This window comes from Thermogymnomonas acidicola, assembly GCF_014646795.1.
Taxonomy (GTDB): domain Archaea; phylum Thermoplasmatota; class Thermoplasmata; order Thermoplasmatales; family Thermoplasmataceae; genus Thermogymnomonas; species Thermogymnomonas acidicola.
The window spans coordinates 753,041-767,669 of sequence record NZ_BMNY01000001.1 but is presented as its reverse complement, the minus strand read 5'-3'; the positions used below and the strand labels follow the sequence as shown (position 1 = coordinate 767,669).

The window sequence follows — 14,629 nt, the reverse complement described above, 5'->3', positions numbered from 1 at the left end:
AGTTATCCAACGGGCATACATATCTCATCCCTTCTGTTCCGGCACCCCGCTGCCCTTAACCCTCTCCAAGAATGAGCAGACCGGACAGACATCGGATGAGGAGGGGGATCCGCAGACCCTGCAGTGCCCCAGGCCCTCCGCCTGGTATGCATCGGCCAGAATATCCCTTATTCCGTCATAGAACCTCACTATGGAGAACTTTGTGCCCGGCGACCTTTCTTCCACGCTGTTCAGTATGTCCCTGAATTCGTTCCTCTGGGCCCTGGAATAGTAAGGGCACCACCCGGCGTCGAACTCAATGCCGTTGAGTATTGCATAGAGCATGACCTCCTTTTCGGGCACCAGCCTGAGCGGGAAGACCCTCGGTACGAGGCCCTCCTTCACGGTGCTGTGGGGCCCGAGCCTTGCCATCCTCGCGACGTCCCCCCTGAACACGTTCATGAGTATGGACTGCGCGTAGTCGTCCAGGTTCGTGCCCAGGGCCACGTAGTCCGCGCCTATCCTCAATGAGGCCTCGTTGATGAGCCTCCTCCTCATGGGGCCGCATATGGAACATGGTATGGTGCGGCCACTGTCCATTTTGACCATATCATCAAGCGTTGCCCCGAAGGCCTCCCTGTATGAGAGGACGCGGTGCTCAACGCCCAGCCTCTCTGAGAGGCGCCTTGCCGACTCCACTCCAGGTGGCCTGTAGCCCTCTATGCCCTCATCTATGGTGAACGAGAATATCTCAACGTTCTTCCTGTTGCCCAGGATCTTGTGCAGCAGGAAGAGCAGGGTGGAGCTGTCCTTTCCCCCCGATACTGCCACGGCTATCCTCTTTGTGTTTCCCTTGAGATCCATCTGTGCCCTGATCTCCCTCTTCACCCTCCTTTCCACACTCTCGGTAAAGTGGTACCTGCACATCCTGGCACCGCTGTACCTGGCCTCGTACACCGCCTCCCCGCGGCAGAAAGAGCATCTCATGGCCTGGCGCCTCAATCAACAAAGGAGCATTCTATCCTCTTGCCCTCCTTTATGTACTTGTACAGGGCAGCGCCGGTTTCACTGTTGATCTTTATCCTTATTATGCCCTTTGACGAGCTCTTGGCCTGTAGGATCAGTATGTCGTCGACGTAGACCTTCACGAACCTGTCCTTCTCCCCCACATCAAGGTAAATTATCTTGTTCTTTATCTCCACGCCAACCGGCCTCCTGCCCGCGGGCTTCACCTGCAGGGGCTCCACCTCGAGCTTTATGTTCAGCCTCTTCTCCACCTCCGATATAGTGGAACCCTTCTTCCCTATGAGCTTCGGTATGTATTCCTCAGGAACGAAGACTCTGGCCCTGCTGCCTGACAGGAGCTCGGCCTTCACCTCCTGCGTACCTAGGAAGCGCCTCAGATCTTCCTCGATCTTCTGGGCCGCAAGTGAGTTGACGCCTGTTGCTTCGGACCTGTTAACCGGCACGACAACGACCTGCTCTCCATATGAATAGATCTCGTACAGGGGCCTGGAGGTCTTGAAGTCCCTGACCACTATGACAGGCCTGGCCAGATCTTCCTGCGTCATGCCCTCAGGTATCTTCACCACCTGCTCTGTTGTGAGAACTGAACTGACACCTCCGTTCCTGATGAACAGGATCGTATCGACCACCTGTGGTATCAGGCCAAGCTCGATCCTCCCGATGAACCTCTGTAGCGCGTCTATTGGCCTTGTAGCGTGGACGACACCGATCATGCCGACGCCCGCAAGCCTGAGGTCCGAGAATACCTTGAAGTCCGATGTGACCCTCATCTCATCGAACACGGTGTAGTCCTCCCTGACCAGGAGCAGGATGTCTCCGGTGCGCTCCATGGAGCCCTCAAGTGATGTGTACTGCGTGATCTGCTTCTTGACCTGGAGGTCCCTTGGCCTTTCCATGGTCTTCACCATCTTCCCCTGGTCGCTGAGGAACTCAGCAAGGGCCTGCACGAAGGTGCTCTTCCCGGCTCCAGGGGCACCGGCTATGAGTATGCCACTGGCCTGGTCCTTCAGCCTGTTCACCAGTTCAGCATCGAGGTTGTAGTCTTCCAGGCTCAGCTTGGTTATCGGCCTCACTGCCGTTATCTCCATCTCGTCAGAGAATGGGGGCCGGGTTATCACTATCCTCATTGGGCCCAGCTGCGCCACTGTTGCCCCGTTCAGGTCGAGCTCGATGAACGATTCTGGCTCTGTCCTGCACCTCTTCACAATGTTGTTGGCTATGCTCTCCAGCTCCCTGTGGCTTATGGTGTTCCCGCTCTCCACGTACCTTGTCTCCCCAGGCCTCCCCTTCTTCAGGATGGGCTTCAGGCCTGCCTTGAGGTGCACAGAAGTCGTCTCCTCATCAAAGAACTCCTCTATCTTCCTGAAGGACTTGGAAGGGTGTTCTATGTACTCCACCTTTATGCCCTTCACGAATGCTATGTCCCTCTGGATGGCATCACCCGTGACAAGTGTGGCGTCGTTCTCGAGAGCCACCTCCCTGATTATGTTATCGATATCCCCCAACCTGGCGTTCCTTATCTCCGACCTGGTTGGCCTGCCCCCCTGGATCTCCAGGTATATCTTCCCCTCATCCGCCATCTTTCTCAGGGCCTTGAGCTCCTCCAGGGCAGCGAGACCGATGGCCCTCCCCTCGTTGGCCTGGTGCTCGACTTCCGCTATCATCGCCTCCGGCAGAATCACACGTACATCCCTCTTCCTAGAAAGGAAGGAGGTGAACCTGCCATCCACTATGACCGAAGTGTCGGGGACGTAATCCACACATGGCTATGCACAATACGGTAAAAATGGTTTCCAGCACCAACCTATCCCGGGCGCATGCTATAATGGTGGTTGCCCCTGGAATGTTTAATATCGGTGCAGTGCCTTCATGACCTGCGTCGGGATGGAGTGGTACGAGAGGATCGAGAAGGAAACGTTGGATGGAAGCAGCGTCCCCGAACTGGCCGACAGGCTACACGGGATCCTGAGGGATACTGTGAGGGGTATAGGTGCTGCGGAACTCGCTTTCTCTGGCGGGGTTGACAGTTCGTTTCTGCTCTTCCTATCCGGTGGGTCGCTGTCCCCCGTGAATGTGTCTGCCCCCAACACGCACGACAGGGTGGCCTCTCTGGCTTCGGCCAGGGCACTGAATTACGGGCTCCGTCACATAGAGGTATCCGAGGAAGATGTCAGGAGGGCCAGGGAGGCCCTGAGGTCCATCGACCCGCAGATACCGAGGGAAGACATGGGGTTCGAGATAGTGCTCCTCCTTGTAGTCCAGAGGTGTGAGGGCGATACGGTTGTGTGCGGGCAGGGATCAGACGAGCTATTCTACGGCTATCACAAGTTCAGGGTCAGGGAGCCTGACAACAGGGATAGCCTGAGGAAACTGCAGGACTCAGTGCTGCCAAGGGAGGTGAAGATGGCCAGGATGTTCGGCAAGGAACTGGTGACACCGTACCTCAACACGGAGGTCGTTGAAATAGCGAATTCCATACCCAAATGGATACACCTCTACGCAGGGGTAGAGAAGGCATTCCTCAGGTACACTGCAATTAGGAGCGGCCTACCAATGGAGATAGCGCTAAGGGGAAAGAAGGCTGCACAGTACGGTTCCGGGGTGCAGAAAATTCTCAGGAAGGTCAACCCTTAACTCTTGTATGCACCGGTGACTGTGCATTCCGCCAAGTTTGCAGGCGAGGGGTTCCCATTTATTACACGGAGCCATGATATCATGGTTAAATACTGTGTACGGATATGGTCTCAAACATATAGTAGTTAAGCTTACAGTGGTCCAATGACGTACATAGGCATAATCGGAGGAAGTGGCCTTTACCAGCTGATGGACAGCCCGAGGAGCATCGATGTCGATACGCCCTTTGGAAGGCCATCTTCAAGCATTGATATCGGGACGATAAACGGTGTGGAGGTCGCCTTCATAGCCAGGCACGGCAAGAAGCACAGCATACCTCCACACCGGGTTAACTACAGGGCCAACATATGGGCCCTTAACAGCGTTGGCGTGAAGAGGATAATAGGCATAAACGCCGTGGGCTCCCTGAAGGAGGAGATGAGGCCAGGGGATGTCGTGATCCCTGACCAGTTCATAGACTTCACAAAAAGGAGGGATAGCACCTTCTATGATGGGCCCTCGGTGTACCACATTTCAACCGCAGACCCGTTCTGCCCGGATGTGAATTCAGCACTGGCCTCACAGGCCAGGGCCATGGGGAAGAGGGTCCATGACAGCGGGACGTATGTCGTCATAGAGGGGCCAAGGTTTTCCACAAGGGCAGAATCGAAGATGTTCAGGCAGTTCGGGGACATAATAGGCATGACGCTGGTGCCTGAGGTTGTCCTTGCGGACGAGATGGCCATGTGTTACTCCGTCCTCGCCACCGTCACAGACTACGATGTGTGGTCCGAAAAGCCGGTAGATACGTCAGAGGTGCTTAGGGTGATGAAGGAGAACGAGGATGTAGTGAGGGAAGTGGTGAGGGAGACGGTGCCGAGGATATCTGGGGAGAGGAAGTGCAACTGTTCATCAAGGTTAGAAAATGCAAAGGCGTGAGATGACATGACGAAACTGAAGTTTTTGGGAGGAGCGGAAGAGGTAGGCAGGCTGGCAATAAAGATAACGGACGGAGACACAAAAGTGCTCGTGGACTACGGCGTGATACCTGACAAACCTCCGGAGTACCCGATGCCACCGGAGCCTGTCAGTGACATATTCGTAACACACGCGCACCTTGACCACATAGGTGCCCTGCCACTGTACTACCAGGGTGCGTCGCCGACCATACATGCCACCCTGATGACAGCAAACAGCATGAAGCCGCTGCTGGACGACTCCGTCAAGATCATGAACCTGGAGGGCTACCCGGTGAGGTTCAACAAGGACGATGTCTCATCCCTGTTCGCGTACCTCGACGTTGCCAGGTATGGGGAGACGCAGGAGGTGGGGAGGTTCCAGGTGACCCCGTATTCCGCGGGCCACATACCAGGCTCCACGATGTGGATGATGGAGGACTCCAGGAGCATCCTGGTTACTGGCGACCTGTACACAAGGGACACGAAGCTCCTTGTGGGAGCGAAGCCTGTGAAATCTGACATCCTGATCATGGAGAGCACGTATGCAGGCAGGAACCACGAGGACAGAGAGCAGGTGATGGCCAGGCTCAAGGCCAGGATAAAGGAGGTCATAGACGACGGCGGCAGGGTGATACTGCCCACTTTCGCAGTCGGAAGGACGCAGGAGCTGATAATGAACCTGGCAGACACGGGCTACGAGATATACGTCGACGGCATGGGGAATTCCATCACGAGCATATACCTGAACACGAACGGGTTCCTGCGATCGAAGAAGGAGTTCCAGAGGGCACTGGAGAAGGTCATAGAGGTGAGGGGCAACAGGATGAGGCAGCGTGCCCTGAAGAGCGACATAATAATTACGACAAGTGGCATGCTGGACGGGGGCCCAGCCCTGTTTTACATACAGAACATGCTCAATGACAGGAAGAGCGCGATCTTCCTCACCGGTTACCAGGTTGAGGGCACCAACGGGAGGCTTCTCCTGGAGAGCGGCACCATGAACATAGCGGGTGCCGCCGTGAAGCCTGAGATGAAGGTGGAATTCTTCGACCTGTCAGCGCACGCAGGGCACGATGACCTTGTGTCCTTCGTGAAGCAGGTCGATCCCGAGACTGTGGTACTGTGCCACGGTGACCAGAGGGAGAAGCTTCAGGAGGCCCTAGAAGGCTACAACGTTGTCCTCCCGTTCAACGGAAGGGAAATAGAGGTCTGATGCCTTCCCGGGTCAGGACGGGCAATCCACCGGATTGATCCCGATTTTCTTTACCTTTTCCGACAGGGCAGATATATCGCGGCCTGCGCTGTGGATGAGGTATACGGCCTCAACACCCCTCAGGAATGTGAGGCAGAAGTGGGCCAGCAGGGCATCGTCAACACCATCGCACACGACGGTGTAGTCAGTTTTCTCGCGTGGATATGTGAGCAACACCGAGTCCTCATAGAATACGCTTTTCATTTCAGGCTCAAGGCGCACTAGGAACAGATCCGCCTCTTTTTTCACCCACTCCTGTGGCCTGATGTTGCCCCTGACCTCCAGGATCACAGAATACTTGAGCTCGTGCAGCGCCCTGACCATCTGGACAAGCGAATCAGAGGCCTGGTACACCAGGGGGTCTGCCCCACCGATCACAGCATAACTCACACTGCCATCGCTCCTCATACCGGCCAACGTCTCCCTGTCCTGGGCCAGCTGCCCCGGCGCCCCGCCACCGGCCACCGGCCCTGGAACCGATATGTAGAGCGACGCAGAACCGCTGTACCTGCCACCCTTGATCCTGTGACCACTTTCAACGAGCATGGATGATAATGCGGTGCACCGTTAATTTCAGTTGCGGTCCACAATCCGAAGGGGATGGCAGTGGACATCCATGCAATGTTATCCGCCCCCCGGAGCGCGCCTGTCATGGAGATCGGCCCAGATTACATGTTGCCCCCGGGAAAATGCCGTTAAAGCACATCCGGACTGCCTGTGCCGGTGGAAGAACACATTGTTATGCACCGAACCCATGCCGTAGGCGTGGTGCGCATCCTGAGGCCCGAGGGTCCCTGCTTCACCTACAGCGGGCCGCTGTTCCAGGGGAGGTTCATTGAGAGGCCAAACAGGTTCCTCACTGTGGTGGAGGTTGAGGGGAGGAAGGTGACCGCACACCTGCACGACCCCGGACGGCTGCAGGAGTTCACCATCCCCGGTACGCCGGTGCTGCTCAGGCCCCACGGGGGAAAGACCGGCCTCTGGCTCATTGCCTTCCAGCAAGGTGGGGAGTGGGCCCTCACTGACAGCAGCGTTCACAGGAAGATCGCTGAATCGCTGCTTGGCAGAGAGGCGAGGCCTGAGGTGAAGGTCGGCGATTCGAGGTTCGACTTCCTTGTTGACGGTACGGTTGTGGAGGTCAAGGGCTGCTCTCTCATCCAGGGTGACATTGCCCTCTTCCCGGACGCACCCACGGAGAGGGGCGTGAGGCACCTGAGGGGGCTGAGGAGGATCTCTGAGCAGGGAGGCAGGGCCGCTGTCCTATTCCTTGTGCTGAGGTCAGGGGCGAGGTTCTTCATGGCCAACAGGGAACGCGACCCGGCGTTCAGTGAGGCCCTCAGGCAGGCATACGATGGAGGGGTGGAGGTGCGTGCACTGGGCTTCAGGTTCGATGGGCGCAGTGTAATCTACAGGGAGGAGATCCAGGTACTATGGTGAAGCACCTCATAGGCCTCCTGACCTTTGGCAGTGAGGAGGAGGCAAGGAAGATCTCGCTCAAGATCCTCGAGGGGAAGCTGGCAGCGTGCGTTAACATAGTGCCAGTGAACTCCATGTACTGGTGGGAAGGGAAGATCGCGGATGACCGGGAGTACCTGGCCGTGGTGAAGACAACAGAAACCGAGGTGCCAGGGATAATCGATCTTGTGAAGAGAGAACATTCATACCAGCTGCCTGAAATAATATTCATGCCAGTAGATGCGGGAAGTGGCGAGTACCTTGACTGGATTGACAGAACTGTTAATAGTAAAGCTAAGATTACCGACAATGGTCAAAATTTTTAACACCGTTTGAAATTTTATAACAGAAAACAATTTATTACAAGAGAGATAAGGAATCCCCTAGAGGTCAGCAAGGTGAACCCCTGGGAAGCATCTGGGATTGTGAGCTCAACCGGGGGGATCTGCTTTTTCCTGATTGGTGGTTCTGATGGAAAGGAGGTATGTTATACTGGAGGATGGCACTGTGTTTGACGGCGTGCCATACGGTGCAGACAGAGAGGCCCAGTCCGAGATCGTGTTCACCACAGCCATGACTGGCTACCTGGAAGCGATCACTGACCCTTCGTACGAGGGCCAGATGCTGGTCTTTGCGTCTCCCACGATTGCCAACTACAGCCTTTCGGCAGGAAAGATGGAGTCGGAGAGGGCGAGGGTGTCCGGCGTAATCACCAGGGACGCCCATTCGGTGCTGGGTGCAGGGAAGCCAGGGGATGAATTTGAGGAGTTCCTGGAGAGGAACGGCGTGCCGGGCGTTGACCTTGTGGACACCAGGGCCCTGGTGAGGCACATAAGGGAGAAGGGTGCCATGAAGGCAGTCATCTCTGACAGCAAGGAGTTCCACGGCCAGTGGGTCGACACAATGTCCCTGGACCTTGTGGGGCGCGTCTGCAGGGACAGGGAAGAGGCCACCATGGGCTCCGGTAGGCTCAAATGCCTCTACATAGACGTTGGGTCGAAGTTCAGCCTCAGGGAGCAGATGGCTAGGAGGTTCACGCTGCACACCGTGAACTATGACCACGACTTCTCTGCCATCGATATTGATGATTACGACCTCCTCTTCATATCAAACGGGCCCGGTGACCCGGCCCACCAGTCTCTTAGGCCCGTTGTCAACTTCGTGCAGTCCTGCATAGGAAGGGTACCTACCTTCGGCGTCTGCCTGGGGCACCAGATAATAGCCCAGGCGTACGGCGCGTCCACGAGGAAGATGAAGTTCGGGCACAGGGGCTCTAACCATGCGGTCACGGACGGCAGGAGGAGCATAGTGACAACCCACAACCACGGCTATGCGGTTGACCCGGACACGCTGAAGGGCACAGGGCTCAAGGTTCTCCAGTGGGATGTGAACGACGGTACTGTGGAGGCCATGGAGGACAGGGCCAGGAATGTTTACTCGGTGCAGTACCACCCCGAGGCCTCGCCTGGGCCCCACGATGCCAGTGCCTTCTTCGATTCCCTCATTGAAAGGGTAGGTGATTGAGGTGCCAAAGATACCTGACGTGAAGTGCGTCCTCGTTATAGGTTCCGGCCCGGTTGTTATCGGGCAGGCGGCTGAGTTTGACTACGCGGGCTCGCAGGCATGCCTCTCCCTGAGGGAGGAGGGTGTGAGGGTGGTCCTGATAAACTCAAACCCCGCCACCATACAGACAGACCACGCCGTGGCGGACCGTGTTTACCTGGAACCCATAACTGTGGAGAACATAGTGAAGATCATAAAGGCTGAGAACGTTGATTCGATCATAGCGACCATGGGGGGCCAGACAGGCCTCAACATGGCGGTGGAGCTAGACAGGAGGGGAATACTCAGGGAACTGAACGTGCGGATCCTGGGAACAGGCGTGGAATCGATCAGGCTGGCGGAGAACAGGACGCTGTTCCACAGGCTCATGGAGCAGATAGGGGAGCCGATACCTGAATCATACGAGCTAAGCGCTGAAAACTACATGGACACACTGCAGGGAATGGAGGAATCTGCGTACATAGTGCGCACCTCATTCACCCTGGGCGGTTCCGGGGGCACCATTGTGCCGAACCTCCAGAAGCTCAGAGAGATCTGCGATGAGTACTTCAGGCTCAACCCTGAGGAGACCATTGAGGTGGAGAGGTCCATTGCTGGCCTCAAGGAGCTCGAGTATGAGGTGATCAGGGACAGCGCTGGGAACTGCATCACGGTGTGCAACATGGAGAACCTCGACCCCATGGGAGTGCACACAGGCGAAAGCATAGTGGTGACGCCGTCGCAGACGCTCAGTGATGAGGAGTACCACATGCTGAGGGATGCTGCCATCCATGTGATAAGTGCGCTGGACATAAAGGGGGCGTGCAACATACAGTTCGCCCTTGACAGCAGGGAACACAGGTACTATGTGGTTGAGGTAAACCCGAGGACATCGAGGTCATCGGCACTGGCGTCCAAGGCCAGCGGATACCCCATAGCCAGGGTATCAGCGAAGATCGCCCTTGGCTACCTCCTTCCTGAGATAAGGAACCCCATAACGGGCAACACCTATGCCGCATACGAGCCGTCACTGGACTACATAACAGTGAAGATACCGAGGTGGCCCTTTGACAAGTTCCACGTCGACAGGACGATTGGTGTCCAGATGAAGTCCATCGGCGAGGTCATGGGCATCGGCAGGACGTTCGAGGAGGCCCTGATGAAGGCGGTCGCTTCCCTGGAGACCGAGGACAGCAGGAGGCTCAGGCTTGACGCATCGGACAGCGAGCTGCGCAGGCTCCTCACCGTACCTAATGACAGGAGGCTCTTCGCCGTTTTCGAGGCACTCTTCAGGGGGTGGAGGCCTGAGGACATAGCGGAGATGTGCGGTTACCCGGATTACTTTGTGCACAAGATGAAGAACATAGTGGACAAGCTCAAGGAGCTGGAGTGGGGGAAGATACCTGACAACCTCTACGAGTTCAAGAGGATGGGCATTCCTGACTACCTCATAGCGAGGTTCACCGGCATTTCGGAAGCGGACGTGGTCAGGTGGAGGCTCGAAAGGGGCATCCTGCCTGCATACAAGTCCATAGACACCTGTTCAGGGGAGTTCCAGGCGGACACGCCATACCTCTACTCCACCTACGAGAGTGAGAGCGAGTTCCTGCCGGAGAAGAGTGGGAAGAGCATAATCGTGATGGGATCCGGCCCGAACAGGATATCCCAGGGCCTGGAGTTCGACTACGGCTCCGTTAAGGCAGTTATGGCGCTTAGGGCGCTGGGCATAAGGACAATAATGGTGAACAGCAACCCTGAGACGGTGTCCACAGATTTTGACGTGTCCGATGCCCTCTACTTCGAGCCCCTCACCCTGGAGCATGTGTCGAACATCGTGGCCAGGGAGAGGGCAGACGGCATAATAATACAGTTCTCTGGCCAGACGGGGCAGAACATGGCAGGAGACCTGGGGAAACTCTTCGGAGAGGGCATGATACTGGGCACGAAGCCATCATCGATAAACAGGATCGAGGACAGGGGCCTCTTCGCCAACGCACTCAACCGCCTGGGGCTGCTGCAGCCAGAGTTCGCCATCGTTTCAAACGATGAGGAGGCGATCAGGAAGACAGAAAAGGTTGGCCTGCCGGTCATAGTCAGGTCGAGTTTCATCATCGGTGGCCGTGCCATGGACATACTCTACGACATCCAGGCCGTCAGGGAGAGGGTCGCAGAGATATTCAAGGACCGCCCGGGATACCCTGTCGTTGTGAGCAGGTACATAGAGAGCGCCACTGAGATGGACGTGGACTTCGTCTCTGATGGCATGAGGAGCGTGATAGCCGGGATCTCCGTGCACATAGAGGAGGCCGGGACACACTCCGGAGATGCCACCATGGTCCTCGGGCCCGGCATGGTGCCCCAGGACATCTACTCGAAGATAGTGGGCATAGTGGACAGGCTGACCCTTGAGTTCGGCCTGTGCGGGCTTTCCAACCTTCAGGTCGCTGTGAAGTCAGGCGATGTCTACATAATCGAGCTGAACGCACGCTCAAGCAGGAGCCTCCCCTTCGTTGCCAAGGCAACTGGTGTCGACTGGGTGAGGGAGGGGGTGCTGTGCATGCTCGGAGGCAGGCTGTCTGTGGAGCACGTGGAGCCCAGGGCCTACTTCGTGAAGGTGCCGGTGTTCCCGTTCAAGAGGTTCAGGGACCTGGACACGGTACTGGGCCCGGAGATGAAGTCCACAGGCGAAGGCTTCGGTGCCGGGATGACACTGAATGAGGCCATATACAAGGCATCACAGGTGATGTTCGGAAAGTCCAGTCTTGGGAACTCCGTCCTGATAACGGTCAGTGACAGGGACAAGCCAGACGTGCTCAGGGTAGCCAGGAAGCTGAGGGAGAAGGGTTTCAAGATATATTCCACCCCTGGCACCAAGGAGTTCCTCTCCAGGCATGGCATAGAGGCCGATGTGGTCTACCGCATAGATGACGTCAGGAGGCCCAGGGTGGACGAGGCCATAGCCCTCGGCCTGGTGTCATTCGTGATAAACACGCCAACCGATATGAGTGGCTCCATCAGGGACGGCTTCGAGATAAGGAGGGTATCGATCATGAAGGGTACACCCCTGGTCACAAACGTGCGCCTGGCTGAGGCCTTGGTCGACAGCTTGCTTTATAATACGCCTACCGATGCAAGGGAGATATCAGAGTACTGGGTATGCCAGCTGGAGACCAGGCAGCAGGGAAAGTGAGGGAGATCTACGGGCTGATAAAGTCGCAGAGCCCGCCGCACCACTTCGAGTTCTCCGACCCATTCTGGGTCCTCATAACAACGGTGCTCTCGCACAGGACAAAGGACGAGGTCACGGATGCCTCTGCCAGGGCCCTCTTCGAACGCTACCGGACAGCTGAGGCCCTGGCCAGGGCGGACCCGGAGGAGGTCAGGCAGATCATAAGGAGGGTCGGGTTCAGCAGGGTCAAGGCAGGGAGGGTCATTGAGGTTGCAAAGACAGTGGTGGGACGCTTTGGTGGCAGGGTGCCGAGCACGCTGGAGGAGCTCGTGACAATACCCGGAGTTGGGAGGAAAACCGCAAACGTAGTGCTTGCAGATGCGTTCGGCATTCCCGCGATCGCTGTGGACACCCACGTCCACAGGATAGCCAACAGGATAGGCTGGGTAAGCACAAAGAAGCCAGAGGAGACTGAGGAAGACCTGAGAAGGATAGTCCCGGAGGACCTCTGGCTCGGTTTCAACCCCACACTTGTGGAGTTCGGGAAGCACGTGTGCAGGCCGGTAGGCCCCAAATGTGGGGAGTGTAAGGTCTCACAGTACTGTGAGTACTATAAGAAAAAGGTCAGATCGGGTTCGGCTTGAACCTCTCCTTTGCATCCTCTATTATGGCCTGCACCTTCTTCTTCCAGGGCAGGAACCCCTCCGGCTTCTCCGGGTACTGCTCGTAGATCTCGTTTAGTTCCTTCATCCTGTTGATTGCAAAAAGCATGCTGGAGAAGGCGTTTATGTTCGCTGCACCCTTGAGCACCATCTTGAACTTCGAGGCCAGGCTCAGCTTCGGTATGCGACCGTAGGTTATCTCGGTGGCTTCCTTGACCGTCAGGAACGTCTTCATGCCGTAGTTCAGTATATCCGTGTTGAGAGACTGCAGGTATATCCTGAACACCTCCAGGCCCGCCATCCTCTTCCCATAGGCCTGGTTGAAGTCAAGGTTGTACTGCCAGAGGTTACTTATGCTCGTGTCGTTCTCAAGCGCTGCCCTGGCCGCGTGTTCCCCAACGAGGCAACCGGATATGAGCGCCGGGCCTATGCCACCGGCACTTATGGGGTTCGGCATGGCCATGCTGTCCCCAGCCCCCATGTAGCCATTGAAGACGAGGCTCTCCATCTGCCTCCTCACGGCCACGGACCACATGCCCTTGCCGTTGTTGTTCTTGTTGAACAGCCTCAGGTTCTTCAGTGTGGGGTTCCACTTCACGTACTGGTCTATGAGGGACTGCAGGTTGTCGTTCTTCCCGAGCTTCTTGTTCCTTATCTCAAGGCTCTTCTTCTGGACGCCGAGGCCTATGTTGACCTTGTTCCCGCTCTTCGGAAACACCCAGCCGTAACCGCCTGGTGCCAGCACAGGGTTAAGGTGGATCAGCGCGTTCTTCGGGTCGTAATAGTTCAGATCCTCATGGTCTAGGTCGAACTCATATATGTAGCGGCCCGTGCTCTCAATGTCGTCGATATCTATCTGCCTCTCCACGTAGGGGTTCTCTGGCAGTTTCCTCCTGAGGACAGTGGATATCCCCAGGGCGTCCACAACGACCTTTGCTCTGTATTCGCGCTTCTGCCCGTTCCTGTCCTTTCCCTCCACCCCGACGACCCTGCTGTCCTCGAGTACCGGGGCCTCGACCTCAAAGCTGCTCTCGTAATGCGCTCCGGCAGAAAGGGCCGCCCTCAGGAGCTTTGCCTCAAACTCCGGTCTGTCCAGGATGAAGCCCTCGCCATCGAACATGAACTTCGTCTGCATGTCCGGTGAGATGGCGAGAACGCCCGTGACAGGGTTGTCAAGCTCTGGCCTGGAGAAGGTGATGCCCGTCTTCCTGTTCACGAAGTCCAGGTGGGACTTGGCAACCGCATCTCCGCACGTCCATCCCCATACTGTTTTCTTTCCCACCTCGCTCTCCGGGTTCCTGTCAAGTAACAGCACATTTGCCCCAGCCTTCGCAGCAGTAGTGGCGGCGAGGCAACCTGCCAGGCCTGCCCCTGCCACAATCACATCATACTTTCCATCCGCTGTCATACCGATCGCAAGCTGTGACGAGTATGATCCTAGCAATATAAATCTATTTCACATCCCTGGTCACTGCTTCTCAAGCCTCATGACGGGGAGTATCTGGAAGTTGCCGGAGCCAGTGAGCCTCTGCAGCTCGTTCACCACGAAGTCAGACAGGTCCTTCATGGAGCGGTGGGCAGTGAGCATGATGATGTCCCAGCACCCCGTGGTGAGAGCAGCGCTCACCACGCAGTCAAGGGAGGAAAGCCTCCGGAGAGTGTCCTCAACGCTTCCCAAGCCGTGGTGCAGGAGGATGTAGGAGAGGATCGGCAACCCCAGCTTTTCGAAGTCCACCTCAATCGTGAACTTCTTGATGTATCCGGAAGCGACCAGCTTCTGGATCCTCTCGAACACCGTTGCCCTGGGTATCCCGAGGCTTGAAGATATGTTCGATATCTTGTCCCTCCCATGTTCGGAGAGGTAGCGGATTATGAGAATGTCCTTTTTATCCAGGCCGCTCACCCTACGAAATCTGTTAACCAGTATTTAAATAAAGCTCAAAACTGTCCAGCATGCCGGGAAAGGGAAAAT

At 56.5% G+C, this 14,629-nt stretch carries 13 protein-coding genes; 8 read left to right on the top strand and 5 right to left on the bottom strand.

The window, feature by feature from the left end; genetic code table 11:
* Window positions 1-24 precede the first annotated feature (24 nt).
* Complete coding sequence (locus IEW66_RS03805; protein ID WP_188680453.1) at window positions 25-966, bottom strand: TIGR00269 family protein; 942 nt, start codon at window positions 964-966, stop codon at window positions 25-27.
* A gap of 11 nt (window positions 967-977) precedes the next feature.
* On the bottom strand, window positions 978-2,765 hold the full coding sequence (locus IEW66_RS03800; protein ID WP_188680452.1) for a PINc/VapC family ATPase: 1,788 nt from the start codon (window positions 2,763-2,765) through the stop codon (window positions 978-980).
* A gap of 109 nt (window positions 2,766-2,874) precedes the next feature.
* On the opposite strand from IEW66_RS03800, the gene IEW66_RS03795 reads away from it, so the two are divergent.
* The 3 genes from IEW66_RS03795 to IEW66_RS03785 all read left to right on the top strand — a co-directional run bounded on the left by IEW66_RS03795 (window position 2,875) and on the right by IEW66_RS03785 (window position 5,790).
* Window positions 2,875-3,639 carry an asparagine synthase C-terminal domain-containing protein gene (locus IEW66_RS03795; RefSeq protein ID WP_188680450.1) on the top strand — a complete coding sequence of 255 codons (765 nt, stop codon included), beginning with the start codon at window positions 2,875-2,877 and terminating at the stop codon, window positions 3,637-3,639.
* 144 nt (window positions 3,640-3,783) lie between these two features.
* Entirely contained in the window at window positions 3,784-4,557 is a 774-nt protein-coding gene (locus IEW66_RS03790) for an S-methyl-5'-thioadenosine phosphorylase (protein WP_188680448.1), read from the top strand.
* Window positions 4,558-4,563: 6 nt separating this feature from the next.
* The gene (locus IEW66_RS03785; RefSeq protein WP_188680446.1) at window positions 4,564-5,790 is read left to right on the top strand and encodes an MBL fold metallo-hydrolase; all 1,227 of its coding nucleotides are present in this window, start codon (window positions 4,564-4,566) and stop codon (window positions 5,788-5,790) included.
* Window positions 5,791-5,802: 12 nt separating this feature from the next.
* Here the strand turns inward: IEW66_RS03785 and IEW66_RS03780 are convergent, their stop codons facing one another.
* Window positions 5,803-6,375: a hypothetical protein gene (locus IEW66_RS03780; protein ID WP_188680444.1), complete on the bottom strand. Its 573-nt coding sequence runs from the start codon at window positions 6,373-6,375 to the stop codon at window positions 5,803-5,805.
* 219 nt (window positions 6,376-6,594) lie between these two features.
* On the opposite strand from IEW66_RS03780, the gene sfsA reads away from it, so the two are divergent.
* The 5 genes from sfsA to IEW66_RS03755 all read left to right on the top strand — a co-directional run bounded on the left by sfsA (window position 6,595) and on the right by IEW66_RS03755 (window position 12,639).
* A complete protein-coding gene (gene sfsA / locus IEW66_RS03775; RefSeq protein ID WP_188680442.1) occupies window positions 6,595-7,266 on the top strand; it encodes a DNA/RNA nuclease SfsA in 672 nt (223 codons plus the stop codon).
* A complete protein-coding gene (gene cutA, locus IEW66_RS03770; RefSeq protein WP_075056246.1) occupies window positions 7,260-7,610 on the top strand; it encodes a divalent-cation tolerance protein CutA in 351 nt (116 codons plus the stop codon). Before sfsA ends, cutA begins: the two co-directional genes overlap by 7 nt.
* Window positions 7,611-7,755: 145 nt before the next feature.
* Window positions 7,756-8,808: a glutamine-hydrolyzing carbamoyl-phosphate synthase small subunit gene (carA, locus tag IEW66_RS03765; protein WP_188680440.1), complete on the top strand. Its 1,053-nt coding sequence runs from the start codon at window positions 7,756-7,758 to the stop codon at window positions 8,806-8,808.
* Between the two features lies 1 nt (window position 8,809).
* Window positions 8,810-12,016: a carbamoyl-phosphate synthase (glutamine-hydrolyzing) large subunit gene (gene carB, locus IEW66_RS03760; protein ID WP_188680438.1), complete on the top strand. Its 3,207-nt coding sequence runs from the start codon at window positions 8,810-8,812 to the stop codon at window positions 12,014-12,016.
* On the top strand, window positions 11,983-12,639 hold the full coding sequence (locus IEW66_RS03755) for an endonuclease III domain-containing protein (RefSeq protein ID WP_188680436.1): 657 nt from the start codon (window positions 11,983-11,985) through the stop codon (window positions 12,637-12,639). The genes carB and IEW66_RS03755 overlap by 34 nt, the downstream gene beginning before the upstream one ends.
* Here the strand turns inward: IEW66_RS03755 and IEW66_RS03750 are convergent.
* Both IEW66_RS03750 and IEW66_RS03745 read right to left on the bottom strand, forming a co-directional pair.
* The gene (locus IEW66_RS03750; protein WP_188680433.1) at window positions 12,620-14,101 is read right to left on the bottom strand and encodes an NAD(P)/FAD-dependent oxidoreductase; all 1,482 of its coding nucleotides are present in this window, start codon (window positions 14,099-14,101) and stop codon (window positions 12,620-12,622) included. The two genes, IEW66_RS03755 and IEW66_RS03750, sit on opposite strands and share 20 nt — an antisense overlap.
* Window positions 14,102-14,125: 24 nt before the next feature.
* Window positions 14,126-14,560 carry an Lrp/AsnC family transcriptional regulator gene (locus IEW66_RS03745; protein WP_188680431.1) on the bottom strand — a complete coding sequence of 145 codons (435 nt, stop codon included), beginning with the start codon at window positions 14,558-14,560 and terminating at the stop codon, window positions 14,126-14,128.
* Window positions 14,561-14,629 lie beyond the last annotated feature (69 nt).

Excerpts from the sequence above, each read along its gene's own strand:
- IEW66_RS03795 (WP_188680450.1), top strand. The coding sequence starts at position 2,875 with ATGACCTGCGTCGGGATGGAGTGGTACGAGAGGATCGAGAAGGAAACG.
- IEW66_RS03755 (WP_188680436.1), top strand. The coding sequence starts at position 11,983 with ATGCCAGCTGGAGACCAGGCAGCAGGGAAAGTGAGGGAGATCTACGGG.
- IEW66_RS03790 (WP_188680448.1), top strand. The coding sequence starts at position 3,784 with ATGACGTACATAGGCATAATCGGAGGAAGTGGCCTTTACCAGCTGATG.
- IEW66_RS03785 (WP_188680446.1), top strand. The coding sequence starts at position 4,564 with ATGACGAAACTGAAGTTTTTGGGAGGAGCGGAAGAGGTAGGCAGGCTG.
- carA (WP_188680440.1), top strand. The coding sequence starts at position 7,756 with ATGGAAAGGAGGTATGTTATACTGGAGGATGGCACTGTGTTTGACGGC.
- IEW66_RS03805 (WP_188680453.1), bottom strand. The coding sequence starts at position 966 with ATGAGATGCTCTTTCTGCCGCGGGGAGGCGGTGTACGAGGCCAGGTAC.
- IEW66_RS03780 (WP_188680444.1), bottom strand. The coding sequence starts at position 6,375 with ATGCTCGTTGAAAGTGGTCACAGGATCAAGGGTGGCAGGTACAGCGGT.
- cutA (WP_075056246.1), top strand. The coding sequence starts at position 7,260 with ATGGTGAAGCACCTCATAGGCCTCCTGACCTTTGGCAGTGAGGAGGAG.